Origin of the sequence: Streptomyces sp. BPTC-684 (assembly GCF_030028635.1) — a bacterium.
Classification (GTDB): domain Bacteria; phylum Actinomycetota; class Actinomycetes; order Streptomycetales; family Streptomycetaceae; genus Streptomyces; species Streptomyces noboritoensis.
The window spans coordinates 1,070,687-1,083,132 of sequence record NZ_CP124863.1 but is presented as its reverse complement, the minus strand read 5'-3'; the positions used below and the strand labels follow the sequence as shown (position 1 = coordinate 1,083,132).

Sequence of the window (12,446 nt, the reverse complement as noted above, 5' to 3'; positions counted from 1 at the left end):
GGCGGGCCGGGGGTGCCTTACTCGGTGGGGCGCCAGGCAAAGACGCAGCGTCGGGACAGGGGCTCAATCTGCCACCCGGCCTTACGCAGCCTGTCGGCGCCGATCTCCAGCTCGACGGCCCACGGCTTGCCGCTCGTGCGGACGTAGCGCCCGGCCACCATCCAATAGAGGGCGACGCGCCCGTTACCGCGGGGCTCCACCAGGAACCCCCACGCGTTCGGGTCGTGGTCCGTGTTGCCAGGCTGGGCGCCTATGTCGGTGTGGTCGGTGATCTCGGCGAGGCGGAGATTCCCCAGGGCGGCGAGGGCTGCGAGGGCATCGGGGTCGGTCGAGTGCTTGGGCGCGGTGCCCCTGGTCCGGCCGTCGTGCGCCACGATCACGCCCTCGACGGCGTGCCGCTCGATGGCCTGCTCGACCTGCTGCGGGGCGTACCGGGCGGCCTCGGCCGCGCGGCGGGCGTCCATCTCGGCGCGGTACTCGGCCCGGTCGGCGTCAGCCTTGGCGCGGATGCGGTCGAGGTCTTCGCGGCGGAAACTGGCGCGCACGACGATGGAGGCGGGGCTCTCCTCGACGGTGGCCCGGTCGTCGAACAAGGCGCCCTGTTCGGTCGGGCGCTCAACAGCGAACAGGGCGTCGTCGGCCGGCTGCTCGCCGATCCACTCGCCCCGCCACGTGCCGGCGGTGACCTCGGCCTCGGTGACCAGAGCCGCGGCCTGCTGCGCCTCGGCGTCCTCAGCGATCGGCGAAGTTACGGCGTCGACCTCGGCGCCCCATGCGGCGACCTCGGCCGCGAGGCTGTCGGCCTCGGCGGCGGTCTGGCGAATGTCGGCGAGCAGGGCGTCGGCGTCGTCGATCTGCTCGGCAACCTTGGCCCCGGCGGCGGCGAGGGCGCGGTCATACGCGCGCTGCTCGGCGGCGCTGATGCAGCGGGCGCACAGCTCGCGGCCCTTGTTGAACAGGGCGAGCAGGTCACTACCGCTGACGTACTCGGATACCTCGCGGCCGCAAAGGGTGTCGTCGTTGTTCGAGTAGTGGATGCGGCGGCCGGTGCCGACGGTGGTGTACCGGACGCCGGCGCGCTCGGCGAGGGTGGGGCCATCGGTGGCGCGGTCGGCGGCGACCTGCTCGGCCTCGATGCGGTCGCGCTTCTCGGCCTTGGTGCACGTGCCGCAAGTACGGGCCGCTATGGCGGTGTTGGGGGTGTGCTGGAGTTCGCGCCCGCAGTAGCTCACGTGGGTGCCGGGCTTGGCGTAGTGGCCGGTTGAGCCGTAGCCGTGTGCGTAGGTGTCCATGGGGGTTGCTCCCTTGGTTGCTGTTGTGCCGGGTGAGGTCCGGCGTCCGCTGGGTGAGGTCCGGCGGAAACCTCAATGTAGCGGCTTCACAAGTCGCAACACAAGTAGTTTCACAAGCCACTTCACACGGGGTGCCGGGTGAACTGCCCAACGCCCCGCGGGAGTTGGCCGGGCGCTGCGCCCGGGGGTGGCTACCCCCCGGCGGCGGCTCGGCGGGCCATGTCGAAGGCGGCCCACAGGCCGACCAGCTCGTACCCCCGCCACGTGCGGTGCCCACGGCGGTCGGTCTCGACGGGGGCTGTGCACCCTGGGCCGGCCGAGCAGGTGACGCCCGGTTCGCCGCCCGGCTGGGTGTGGCCGGTGAGCTGTCCGCCGCACCATGGGCAGGGGTCGGCGAGGTCGGTCGTGCGCCCGTCGCGGCCGAGGGCGCGCTCGACCGTGCGGCGGGCCGTGCGCGCGGTGGCGGCGACCTCGTCGAGCAGCTTCGCGGGCGTCGGGGCGAACAGGCCGTCGGCGTCGTCCTCGTCCTCGTCGAGGGCCCGCCCGGCGATCCAGACGGCGGCCCAGTGCAGTCCGTACGTGCGTGATCCGGGCGAGTCGGGCGCCTGGTAGTGCCACCGTGCCGGGTTACTGGCGTCGCCCGGGTCCTGGACGTACCGGCCGCGGTGTGGGAAGGCTGCACGGATGGGGCGCTGTACGGCGGCGGCAACGTGGTCGGCAAGGTCGAACAGGGCCCGCTCGACCTCGATCGCGGCGTCAAGGGCGTCGAGGTTGAGCGGGGCCGGGTGCTCGCGAATGGTGAGTGGCAGTCTGCCGAGGATGGGCTCTACGGCCTGCTCGTCGTCGGCGCGGTCCTCGGCGGCGAGCTGGTCGAGGAATCCGCGGCGCTCGCGCGGCGGCCACTCGGCGGCCGGCGGGCGGGCAATGGCGGCGAGCAGGTCGCCCCACTGCTCGCGGACTGCGGCGAGGTCGTCGTCGGCGCGGCGCGCGATAGGCGACAGGGCGAGGGAGCGGTCGGGGCTGGTCAACATGATCGCTGCTCCTGGTGCTACTGGCTGCGGTCGGCAAGCGCGTTGGCGAGCTGCTGCTCGGCCTCGACGATGGCGGCCTCGGCGGCGCGGGTGCGCTGCTGCTCACGGCGGACGGCGGCGGACTGTCCGGCGGCCGAGCGTCGGGCCTGGTCGCCGTCGGCGAGTTCGCCCTCGACGTGCGCGCGCAGTAGGGCGGCCTCGGCGGACGTAAGCGGCTTGCCCAGCTGGACGCGGTCAAGCAGGACGGACAGGGACTCGCGGCGGGTGGCGCGCTCGGCGGCGGCGTGGGTGCGGCGGTTCACGGGTGGGGCTCCTGTGTCGAAACGGGGCGGGGCGAGAGACTGCTCGCGCGCGCGGACGGGCCCGCGACCGGACGCGGCACGGTCGCGGGGTGATTCAGGGCAGCGGTTCAGCGTTCTGCTGGGCTCGCGGACCTGCGGCGCGCGGTTACGCGGCCTGTGCGCGGTGGTGGTCGGTGCGGGAGCGGGTGAGGGTGACGGCGGCAAGCTGTGAGGCGCGTTTGGCGGCGCGGGCGGTGCGGGCCTGGGCGTTTTTGCAAGAGCGGCATTTCCGGGTTCCGTTGGGCGCCCGGTAGGTGTTGGCGTCGTCGTAGGGGTGGCCGGTGGGGCAGCGTGTGACGGCGGCGCGGCGGGCGACGTGGTTTGTCGATCGGAGGACGTTGACGCGGTGGGTCACGGCGTCGAGGTGGTGGCTGGCTACGCAGTTGCGGCGGCGGCATCGGTGGTCGACTTCGAGGCCGTCGGGTATTGGGCCGATGGCCTGTTCGTAGGCGTAGCGGTGGGCCTTGACGGTGTGGCCGTCGGCCCAAAAGGTGCCGTATCCCTTGTCGTTGAGGCTGCCGGTCCACAGGTGGCAGGGGCCGAGGACTCCGCGGATGAGGGGGAGTGGGCCGTAGGGGTCGACCTTGGCGGCGAACCGCTGGGCGGGGGTCTTCCGGTCCATCGGGGTACCTCCTGCGGGGTGCAGTCGACCTGAATGTTCTTCCGGTGACGGGTAATAACCGTCCATGGGTGGACGATAGCGTGTGGAGGGCGGCACCGGCCCGCAGGATTCCGCCCCCCTGCCTGCTGGTTACGCGGCTGCGAGCTGAGGGTCTTCGGGTTCCTTGGTGATCGTCCAGCCTTGAGCGGCCAGTTCCTCGACGACGTGCTCGGCCACGTCCTCGGGGTGGCGTAGGTCGTTGCGCTGGGCTTCCTCGACGGCGGCCCGGATGGCGGCGACCGCAGCGCCGGGGATCATCGCTGCGCCCCGGTCATGTGCCGGACCTCGCGTCGGCCGCATGCCTCGCGCGGGACGGGCGGACGGCACATCAGCCGGGCGAGGACGGCGAGTTCGCGCTCGCGGCGCTGCTCGGCGGTGCGGCGGGCCCGCTCGGCGTCGGCGGCGGCCCGTGCGGCTTCCTCGGCGGCAATGCGTCGCGCCTGCTCGGCGGCCTGCTGCTCGGCGAGAAGCGCGGGCCCGTCGACCTCGTACAGCGTGCGCCACCGGCCGCGGGCGACGTGTTCCTCGACGATCACGTACGCGCCCTGTGCGGCCATGACGCGCGAGATCCGGCGCGCGGCCTTACGGTCGCTGGTCGGCTCGACGACAGGCCGGTCCGGGCGGCCGTTCCACGATCCGGTGATCCGGTACGCCGTGGTGTTCTTCGTGCAGTCGGTGCCGCTCGCCCGGCGGCGGTGCGGGGCGCGGCCCGGGTGCTTGCTGCGGTTCATGCGGCGAACTCCTGCCGGTCAAGGCCCTGGCCGAGGGCGGCGCGGTCCACTCGGGTGGGGTGGGGAATGGCGCGCTCGGTACGGGCGCCGTGCTCGGCCTTCGGGCCGATGGCGCGCTGTGTGCACGGGGCACCCGGCTCGGCTTTGCACCATGTGCACGCAACGGCGAGGGCGTCGGGGCGGCCGGCCTTGATAGCGGCGCGGCGGGCGGCCTTGCGCGGGCGGTGCCGGTCGAGGACGTCCTCGACGCGGGCCGGAACGTAGCTGCCGAGGGCGGCGAGGCGGTCGGCGGCGAACTGGTCGCGCTCCTCGCGGGTCGTGCCGCCGGTCAGCTCGCGGAAAGTCGCGGCCGGGGCAGCACCGATGGCAACAGCGTGCCGGGTGCCGAGCAGTTCGGCCCGGTACGCCTGCGGGTCGTCCGGGTCGGCGGCCGGTACAGGGTCGTGGTGGCGGTCGACCACGTCGCGGCGGAACGCGTGCCAGAAGCGGGACACATCCGACGGCTTGATCGGATACGGCGAGGTCGCGACGTGGTGGCGTACGACCTGTGAGGCGTCCCAGTGGCGGCCGGTGGGGTGCGGGGCGGTGGGCGGCACGTCGGCGAGCAGGTCGGCCCACTGGTCGAGGCGTTCCTCGGCGGCGGCCTGGTCGGCGGGTGCGGTGTGCGGGGCGAGTTTCACGGCGTAGGCGAGCAGGGCGGCAACTTCCTGACGGTTCATCGGGCGTGCTCCTGAGGGGTGTTGGCCAGAGCGGCGGCGAACAGGTCGGCGGCTCGGGCGACCTGGCCGCGGCGTGCTCCGGCGGCAAGCGGGATCACGGCGGCGCCCGGCGTGGTGGTCTTGCGGAGGTCGGCGAGGGCGAATTGCAGCGTGCCGCCGGTGACGGGCTTGGACGTGGCGCCGAGACGGTCGAGGGCGGCCCACAGCTCGCGCGGCTCGATGCCGTTGCCGAGGGCGTCCTCGATGGCACGGCGCACGCTGGTCCTGCCCTGGGCGGTGCCGCGGCCGAAGCGTGTCCACCACGCGGTGAACAACTCGGCGGCGGGCGCCTGCTGGCCCCCTTGGGGGGAAGGGGGGGTACTACCTCCGAAGGAGGTAGTAGGGGACGGGTCGGGTCGGGGGGACCGTGACGGGTTGTCCCCCTCACGCTGTGACATGTGGCCCTGACCTGCGATGTCGTCCGGAAACTCGATGCGGTTCGCAGAGCTTTCGAGATTTTCCGCCGATGGATCGCCGTTGGTTCGCAGACGGTTCGCCGACGAATCGCGCGGATTACGTTCCTGGCTCCGCTGCTCGGATGCCCTTTCACGGGCCCGCTTCTGGCGGCCTGCGGCCTTGGCGCGCTCGTCCTCGACGCGCGCGCGGGTCGGGTTGTAGATGAGGTAGTCGTGCATCACGTAGTCGCCCGCGGGCGGCTGCGGGCACCGGGGGCACTTGTGGCCGTGCTCGTGCCACAGTCCGGCGGTGATCAGCTTGCGGACCTGCGGGGCCGTGCCGTACAGCTGGGCGACCACACCGGGGATGGCGCCTTCGGTGAGGTGCTGCGCCGCGTAGGCGCCCGCACGCATCCACAAGCCCAGCGCGGCGTTTCCCGCGCGTAGTAATTTCGGGTGGGCGTGCGCGGTGTCGTCGACCTTGAACCAAGACAACGGGAGCGCTCCTTACGGGGGTGGCGCCCGGGGCGAAGGGCTCGCGGCTCGTCCTCGCCCCGGGGCCTGATCAGGGGGCGGGGTAGAACGGGCGGGTCCGGGATGGCTGGTGCTCCTCGCACCGCGGACCGCATGGGTAGGGCCGCACCGCTCGGGCGCCGCACGCCGGGTTGCCGTGCTCGCAACTCGGCTCTGTCCTGGCGTTGTTGCAGGCGTTGCAGTAGCGGCGGCCGTCGGCGCGGTGGCGGCCGTGCACGGCCTGGTCGTGGTCGCACGACGGTGCACGGTGGATCATGCCCTTGACGGCGGCGAGGGCGGCCCGGTCGCGCTGGCGGGTGGCCTGGTCGTCGACGTGCTCGGGCTCGCAGCAGCGGGGCCGCTCGCAGACGGGCCGCACGGTGCCGACGGGGTGGCGCCCCGTCCGTAGCACGAAAGCAGCTTGGTGGGAGGTGTAGGCGACGCCGTTGTACTGGAAGCGGCCGACGCCCTGCGTCGTGGTGCCTGCGGCCCACTCGCGGTGGCCGTCGTCGCTCGGGCGGGTGCGGGCGGCGAACGCCTCGGCCAGTCCGGCGGGAACGGCGAGCGCGGGCTCGTTGAGGGTGAGCTGCCCCGGCACGGGTGGCGGCGTCGGCTCGCCGAGCAGGCGCGCGGCGCCGCTGAGGGACACCGTCATGGGCGCGGTCTCCTGTCCGGGGCTTGGCGGATGCGGGCGGCCAGGCGCGTGATCTGGGTCGCGAGGGTGATGGCCTGGTCGGGCGTGAGCAGGTCGTCTAGGCGGTCGGCGCTGCGGGTCTCGGCGAGCAGGGCCTCGCGCGTGGCGTCGGCTTCGGCGGCCCGCATGGCGCGGATGTGGTCGGGCAGGGTGGGACTCGCGGCGGCGAAGTCGAGGCGGTCGACGGCTGTGGCATGCGCGGCGAGCAGGCGGCCGACGGGGTCGGGGCCTTCGGTGTAGGCGAGGGCGAGCTCGTCGACCAGCGGCACCATGCGGAAGGTGAGCGGGAGCCGGACGTAACGGCCGTCGGCTGATAACTGCGGGCGGATCATCGGCGCCGCTTTCCGGCCGTGGTGCCGACGGCGAGCAGGGCGTGTGTTGTGCGGCGGGTAGGGGCAGGGGCGGGCACGATCGGTCCTTTGCTGGCGGGCGGGGTGGGAGTGTCCCGGTCGTCATCGGGGCAACTGCCTTGGTCTCAGGCGGCGGGGCGGTACGCCGGTGCCGGGCGCTGCTCGGTGCGCTGCTGGCGTTCGAGGCGGCGCAGCAGGAGTTCGACCTCGGGGGCGAGGCGCCCGGCGGCGCGGTCGCGGTCACGGCGCTGGCGCGCGGCGTCGAGGACGCGGCGGGCGTTGGCGAATGCCTGCTCGCGGGGGATGACGCCGTTCATGCGGCCGACCGGTGGATCAGTTCGCCGGCCGATATTCCGTAGTGGTGCTCAACAGCGGCGGCGAGGGCGGCCGAGGGGGCGGTGTGCCCGTGCCACAGGCGCCACGCGGTGCTGCGGGCGACCTTCAGACGGCGCGCGAGGTCCGAGGGGGATCGGTCACCCATGTCCCGGGCGACGGCAACAAGTACGGCGCGGTCGTACACAGGAAGCATCCTTTCGTGGTCGGATCGTTTCCGTCCACGAGTGGAACGTTATAGATCGTCGAACGTGCGTGCAAGGGAGATCGGTGAGCATGGCGGCGTCGTCACCGTGGCTGTGTGCGACCTTCCCCGGTCTGCGGCACGCCCGAACGCGCGGGGCCCCCGCCAGCGTGGCGGGGGCCCATGCGCTCAGTCCAGGGCCCGTTCCGGCGCTGAGGCGTCCGAGTGCCACCAGTAGCCCAGGGCGAAGAGGCTGTCCATGCCGGAGCCCTTGTAGAGCTTGGAAATTTCGTTCTGGTACGTGCTCGGGCTGATCACGAGCTTTTTCTGAATCCAGACGGCTTTGTGGCCGTCCCGCAGGTAATTCATGATCTTGCGCTGGCGTCGCGTGGTGAACGTGCCGTCGCGGCGCCGCAGGGCACCGCCCATCCACGGGTCCGCGGCATCCCACTGCCGGAGATATGCGCGCTCAAGAATCTCCACCATGCCGCGGTGCGTGACGATGTACGCGGGGCGTAGAGCGGTGTCGTCAGAGTCGTCATGTGCGGGGTCCTCCACGACGACCGCGTCGCCGTCAATCGCCACCATGCGCATGAACGGCGGCTCGTCGGTCCGCACTTCGCCGCCGGCCTCGCTCACCGCCGTGGCCCAGGCGATCTCGCCGGGACGGGTCCGCGCCGTGTCAGGGTAGATCGTCCGCAGCTCCACCCCCTGTTCGATCATGCGCACGTCCCGGAGCACCGAGGCGGCGAGCATGTCGGCCCGGCGGTCGGTGGGGTGAGACGTCCATACGTACGACGTTGCAGATTCGCACGCCTGAGAGATGAACGTCGTAGCAAGATCATTGCGCGGCACCCAGCGGATCCCCCCGTCACCGCTTTGGGTGCTCTCCCTTTCCGCCGCGGCCAAGATCGTCGAGAGTCGGCTCATGCGGTCGGCAGCCTCGGCAATCGCACCGTGAAGATCGCTGCCCATGTAGCGCCCGTGGATTGGCTCAAGTCGGGCAAGCCCAAGGCTGACCAGCTCATCCAGTCCGGGCTCTCCGGCGTCCGCCAGGTCCCCCTTGTCCAGGCGCGCACGCAAAGCCTCCGCCTCAGGCGTTAGTCCGTTTTCGTTTCTTTCATCCTTACTCATCGCGTTTTACCCCCCCTGGAGATTTCGGTACTACCGATTTACGCACCCGGCGTTTGCTTGATCACCTGCGCGTGGCCATGCACTCTACAGAATGTGACCGCAACGGTATCGAGCGTCTGTTCGGGGAGTGTGGGGCTGCACGTCACGTGCCTCCCGATCCCGCCAGGCTCGAAACGGCCAGAGCGGAGCGCGTACGCGCAGTAACCCTTCACCTTCTCAGGGGAGTTGATCGACATGGCACGACGCAGGATCGCCACCCTCGCCGCCAGTGCGGCGGGCGCCGCACTCCTGGCGATCGCACTGGGGTCGCCCGCCCAGGCAGACCCCAACTGGCACTTCGCTGGACCGCCCGCCGCAGTGCAGAGCGACCCCAACTGGGGTGCGCCGACGACGCAGGCGGAACCGACGTGGGACACCGCGCCGAACGCGGCCGCCACCGCCCAAGACCCGAACTGGTAGCAGGTCAGCAGGGCCGCAACAGCTCACCGAACCAGGCGCCGGACAACGTGTTCGCGCCTGGCTCGCGCTTTCAGGGCCTTCGTGTGCGCCGTGCCGATGGTGGCGACATCCATAGGGCCCGAAATTCATGAGACCCGATCCGCAAAGCGACATGACCGCCGCATCGGTCATGCGTTCGAATAATCAGCGGGCATGGCATGGGGGATCATCAGTGCATTCCAGTCGACTTCTCGCGTACCCGTGTGACGGATCGTCCACGCGCGATATGTTCCATCCATGGAACGAACGACCCGGGCGACGCCCCACCAGTTCGCCGCGTGGCTACATGACCAGCTGACACGCCGCGGCTACGACCTCCGCCCCAGAGGCGGAGGCCAGACCCGATTCGCCGACGACTCCCGCATCGGCCGCGCCACCATCAGCCGCATCCTGTCGGGCCAGGGCGCCACCGACACACGCATCCTCGCCCTCCTCTCCGAGGCACTGCGCCTGCCCCTCGGGGAAGTACTCGTACGCGCCGGAATCCTCGACGAGTCCGAACTCAGGGCCGTACAAGACCCCACACCAGGCTCCCGCCGCATCACCCCCGAGCAGGCCGCCGACGAACTAGGCATCGACGACGGACAGTCGCGACGCCTGTTCATCTCCATGACAGAAACCCTGCAACGCACCCCGCCCCCCAACCACGGAGAGGGCCGCGCCGCAGAGAGATAACCCGTACGGAGGCACAGTGACCAGCCGCTTCACGCCCGTACTCGCCCTCGCCCTGCTCGGGGCCGGCATCGTCACGGGCGTCCTCGGCCTGCTCGGCAACAGCGACGACCAGACGGCCTACGGCATCTTCCTCGCCGTCACCGCACTCCCCCTGATCATCACGCGCACCCTGCGCAACACACTGCGCATCGGCGCCCACCAACTTGCCGCAGCCGACAACGCCGGGTACCGCCGCGCCCTCGACCACGTTGCCCGTGGCCTGCTCGACCAGCACACCTCCCCGCCCCGGGGAGGACACCCCGCCGAGCCAGAGCAGGCCACGGGCAACGTGATCACACTGCGCCCCGACACCGACGACCGAACCGAATGGGAGGCCCAGTGACCCAACTTCACTTACCGGCCACGTTCCTCGCCGAGCAGGACTACGGCGAACCCTGGATCGGGTACATCCGCGTTTCGACGTGGAAAGAAGAGAAGATCAGCCCCGAACTCCAGAAGACCGCAATCACAGCATGGGCGCGTCGCACAGGCCGCCGCATCATCGACTGGATCGAAGACCCCGACGCAACCGGCCGGAACTTCAAGCGCAAAATCATGCGCGGAATCCAACGCGTCGAAGAACGCGAGGCCGTCGGCATCGCCGTATGGAAATTCAGCAGATTCGGACGCAACGACCTCGGCATCGCCGTCAACCTGGCCCGTCTCGAACGCGCCGGCGGTCAGCTCGAATCCGCAACAGAAGACGTCGATGCACGTACCGCAGTCGGCCGCTTCAACCGCCGCATCTTGTTCGACCTCGCAGTCTTCGAGTCCGATCGCGCCGGAGAGCAGTGGAAGGAAACACACAACTGGCGCCGCGCCCACGGCCTACCCGCCACAGGCGGCAAGCGCCTCGGCTACATCTGGCACCCTCGCCGCATCCCCGACCCGACACGGCCCGGACAATGGATCATCCAAGACGAGCGGTACGAGATCAACCAAGAGGCACACGACGACATCGAAGACCTGTACGCACGCAAACTCGGCCTCGCCGAAGGACACAGAGCACAGCCGGACGGATACGGAAACCTCGCCGGATGGCTCAACCGACTAGGTTACCGAACCAGCGTCGGAACACTCTGGAAGCACGACAGCCTCCGCCGCTACATGCTCTCCGGATTTGCGGCCGGACTGCTCCGCATTCATGACCCAGACTGCAAATGCGACTACACCGCCAACGGTGGGACCTGCACGCGCTGGCTCCACATCGACGGGGCTCACGACGGGATCATCGTCCCGGAGACATGGGAAAAATTCCTCGCACACGCCGAGGAACGACGGCGCATGTCCCCACGCGCCCGGAACCCCACATACCCACTGACCGGACTTGTACGATGCGGCTCCTGTCGCGGCGACGCTGGCGCCACCTCGGCCCGCCGCGCCTCCGGCCGCGTCTACGGCTATGCCTACATGTGCGGCAACTCCTCGCGCTCCGGGGGCACCGTCTGCCAAAACGGCGTCTGGGTTCAGCGGTACATGGTCGAGGACGACGTACTGGACTGGCTGACACGCGAAGCCGCGAAAGGCATCGACGCCGCTCCGGCTGCGCCTGTCGCAGGTAACCAGGCCGACGCGAAAAGGAAGCGAGCGGCCAAAGAGCGGGAGCGGCTTCAAGCTGAGCAGACCCGGCTCACCGGGGCGTTGGCCAACCTCGCAGCCGACAAGGCACTCAACCCCCGTGCCTACCCGCCCGGCGTGTTCGAGCAGGCACGGGGGACGCTGCTAATGCAGCAGACCGAAGTAACGGCAGCCCTTGAGCAAGCCGCCACAGCAGAGGCAACGCCCCTGCGGACGGACTTCGCTCCTCTGGTGGTCGGCCTTGCAGAGGAGTGGGAAACGCTCGAACCGGCAGAGAAGAACGGCATCCTCCGTCAGCTCGTCCGCCGTGTCGTCTGCACCCGCGGCGCCAAAGGCAAGAAGGGGGTAGAGGGGAGCGGGCAGACACGCGTTACTGTCCATCCGCTCTGGGAGCCGGACCCCTGGGAAGCCACCCCAGGCGCTTGACCTGCCTTTTTCACGCAGCGCATCCACCGGTTTTGCACGTGCTGTCGTTGGACGAGGCCCCCGAGTTCACCGGCAAGGCCCTCGACTCCCTGCGCCAGCCCCTGGAGGCCGGACACGTCGTCGTCGCCCGCAGCGCGGGCGTCGTGCGCCTGCCCGCCCGCTTCCTGATGGTCCTCGCCGCCAACCCCTGCCCCTGCGGCCGCCACACCCTGCACGGCGCGGGCTGCGAATGCCCCCCGTCCGTCATCCGCCGCTACCAGGCCCGGCTCTCCGGACCGCTCCTCGACCGCGTCGACCTGCGCGTGGAGGCCGAGCCGGTCCGGCGCGAGGACCTGCTCGCCCAAGGCGGACGCGGCGAATCCACGGCACAGGTCGCCGCCCGCGTCCTGACCGCCCGGGAACGGGCCGCCGCCCGCCTCCAGGGCACGCCCTGGACCACCAACAGCGAAGTCCCCGGACACGAGCTGCGCACCCGCTGGGTCACGGCCCCCGGAGCCCTCGCCGCGGCGGAACGGGACATGGAACGCGGCCTGCTCACCGCCAGAGGCCTCGACCGCGTCCTGCGCGTCGCCTGGACCCTCGCCGACCTCTGCGGCGACGACCGGCCGGACGAGACCCACATCGGCCTCGCACTGGAACTGAGAACGGGCATCTCCAGGGGCGCGCCGCTGCCGGTGGGGGGTGCGGGGTGAACGGGCCGGTTCCTGGCCCGGACGGACCGCTGCCCGCCGGTTCGATCGGGTCCGCCGACTCGGTCGGGGAGGGCCCAGCCGGTGTCGGCGCGGGCGCGGGTGGACCGGTCGGTGGCAGCCC

At 71.0% G+C, this 12,446-nt stretch carries 17 protein-coding genes and 1 pseudogene; 5 read left to right on the top strand and 13 right to left on the bottom strand.

Features of this window, described 5'->3' with window-relative positions; all coding sequences use genetic code 11:
* Positions 1–17: 17 nt before the first annotated feature.
* From QIY60_RS04715 to QIY60_RS04655, 13 genes are all read right to left on the bottom strand, one after another.
* Positions 18–1,292 carry a hypothetical protein gene (locus QIY60_RS04715; RefSeq protein ID WP_283141285.1) on the bottom strand — a complete coding sequence of 425 codons (1,275 nt, stop codon included), beginning with the start codon at positions 1,290–1,292 and terminating at the stop codon, positions 18–20.
* Between the two features lie 191 nt (positions 1,293–1,483).
* Complete coding sequence (locus tag QIY60_RS04710) at positions 1,484–2,323, bottom strand: hypothetical protein (protein ID WP_283141284.1); 840 nt, start codon at positions 2,321–2,323, stop codon at positions 1,484–1,486.
* A gap of 17 nt (positions 2,324–2,340) precedes the next feature.
* Entirely contained in the window at positions 2,341–2,625 is a 285-nt protein-coding gene (locus QIY60_RS04705; protein ID WP_283141283.1) for a hypothetical protein, read from the bottom strand.
* A gap of 145 nt (positions 2,626–2,770) precedes the next feature.
* Positions 2,771–3,286, bottom strand: a complete 516-nt coding sequence (locus QIY60_RS04700) for an HNH endonuclease signature motif containing protein (protein WP_283141282.1) — start codon at positions 3,284–3,286, stop codon at positions 2,771–2,773.
* Positions 3,287–3,415: 129 nt separating this feature from the next.
* Positions 3,416–3,583 (bottom strand): hypothetical protein, encoded by a 168-nt coding sequence (locus tag QIY60_RS04695; RefSeq protein ID WP_283141281.1) that lies wholly within the window; start codon positions 3,581–3,583, stop codon positions 3,416–3,418.
* Complete coding sequence (locus QIY60_RS04690; protein WP_283141280.1) at positions 3,580–4,056, bottom strand: hypothetical protein; 477 nt, start codon at positions 4,054–4,056, stop codon at positions 3,580–3,582. The genes QIY60_RS04695 and QIY60_RS04690 overlap by 4 nt, the downstream gene beginning before the upstream one ends.
* Positions 4,053–4,775 (bottom strand): cell surface glycoprotein, encoded by a 723-nt coding sequence (locus QIY60_RS04685; RefSeq protein ID WP_283141279.1) that lies wholly within the window; start codon positions 4,773–4,775, stop codon positions 4,053–4,055. The genes QIY60_RS04690 and QIY60_RS04685 overlap by 4 nt, the downstream gene beginning before the upstream one ends.
* Positions 4,772–5,704 carry a mucin-2 gene (locus QIY60_RS04680; protein WP_283141278.1) on the bottom strand — a complete coding sequence of 311 codons (933 nt, stop codon included), beginning with the start codon at positions 5,702–5,704 and terminating at the stop codon, positions 4,772–4,774. The genes QIY60_RS04685 and QIY60_RS04680 overlap by 4 nt, the downstream gene beginning before the upstream one ends.
* A 70-nt stretch (positions 5,705–5,774) precedes the next feature.
* Complete coding sequence (locus QIY60_RS04675; RefSeq protein ID WP_283141277.1) at positions 5,775–6,377, bottom strand: hypothetical protein; 603 nt, start codon at positions 6,375–6,377, stop codon at positions 5,775–5,777.
* On the bottom strand, positions 6,374–6,748 hold the full coding sequence (locus QIY60_RS04670; RefSeq protein ID WP_283141276.1) for a hypothetical protein: 375 nt from the start codon (positions 6,746–6,748) through the stop codon (positions 6,374–6,376). The genes QIY60_RS04675 and QIY60_RS04670 overlap by 4 nt, the downstream gene beginning before the upstream one ends.
* 143 nt (positions 6,749–6,891) lie before the next feature.
* Positions 6,892–7,083, bottom strand: coding sequence for a hypothetical protein (locus QIY60_RS04665; protein ID WP_283141275.1), 192 nt, complete (start codon positions 7,081–7,083; stop codon positions 6,892–6,894).
* On the bottom strand, positions 7,080–7,247 hold the full coding sequence (locus QIY60_RS04660) for an XRE family transcriptional regulator (RefSeq protein ID WP_283141274.1): 168 nt from the start codon (positions 7,245–7,247) through the stop codon (positions 7,080–7,082). The genes QIY60_RS04665 and QIY60_RS04660 overlap by 4 nt, the downstream gene beginning before the upstream one ends.
* 225 nt (positions 7,248–7,472) lie before the next feature.
* Positions 7,473–8,417, bottom strand: coding sequence for a hypothetical protein (locus tag QIY60_RS04655; protein ID WP_283141273.1), 945 nt, complete (start codon positions 8,415–8,417; stop codon positions 7,473–7,475).
* Between the two features lie 234 nt (positions 8,418–8,651).
* Here QIY60_RS04655 and QIY60_RS04650 point away from each other — a divergent pair, with 234 nt between their 5' ends.
* The 5 genes and pseudogenes from QIY60_RS04650 to QIY60_RS04630 all read left to right on the top strand — a co-directional run.
* Positions 8,652–8,876, top strand: a complete 225-nt coding sequence (locus tag QIY60_RS04650) for a hypothetical protein (RefSeq protein WP_283141272.1) — start codon at positions 8,652–8,654, stop codon at positions 8,874–8,876.
* A gap of 276 nt (positions 8,877–9,152) precedes the next feature.
* Positions 9,153–9,590, top strand: a complete 438-nt coding sequence (locus tag QIY60_RS04645) for a helix-turn-helix transcriptional regulator (protein WP_283141271.1) — start codon at positions 9,153–9,155, stop codon at positions 9,588–9,590.
* A gap of 16 nt (positions 9,591–9,606) precedes the next feature.
* Positions 9,607–9,972: a hypothetical protein gene (locus tag QIY60_RS04640; protein WP_283141270.1), complete on the top strand. Its 366-nt coding sequence runs from the start codon at positions 9,607–9,609 to the stop codon at positions 9,970–9,972.
* Entirely contained in the window at positions 9,969–11,633 is a 1,665-nt protein-coding gene (locus QIY60_RS04635) for a recombinase family protein (RefSeq protein ID WP_283141269.1), read from the top strand. The genes QIY60_RS04640 and QIY60_RS04635 overlap by 4 nt, the downstream gene beginning before the upstream one ends.
* A 38-nt stretch (positions 11,634–11,671) precedes the next feature.
* Positions 11,672–12,325, top strand: a pseudogene (locus QIY60_RS04630) (ATP-binding protein); the annotation flags it as partial.
* Between the last annotated feature and the right edge of the window lie 121 nt (positions 12,326–12,446).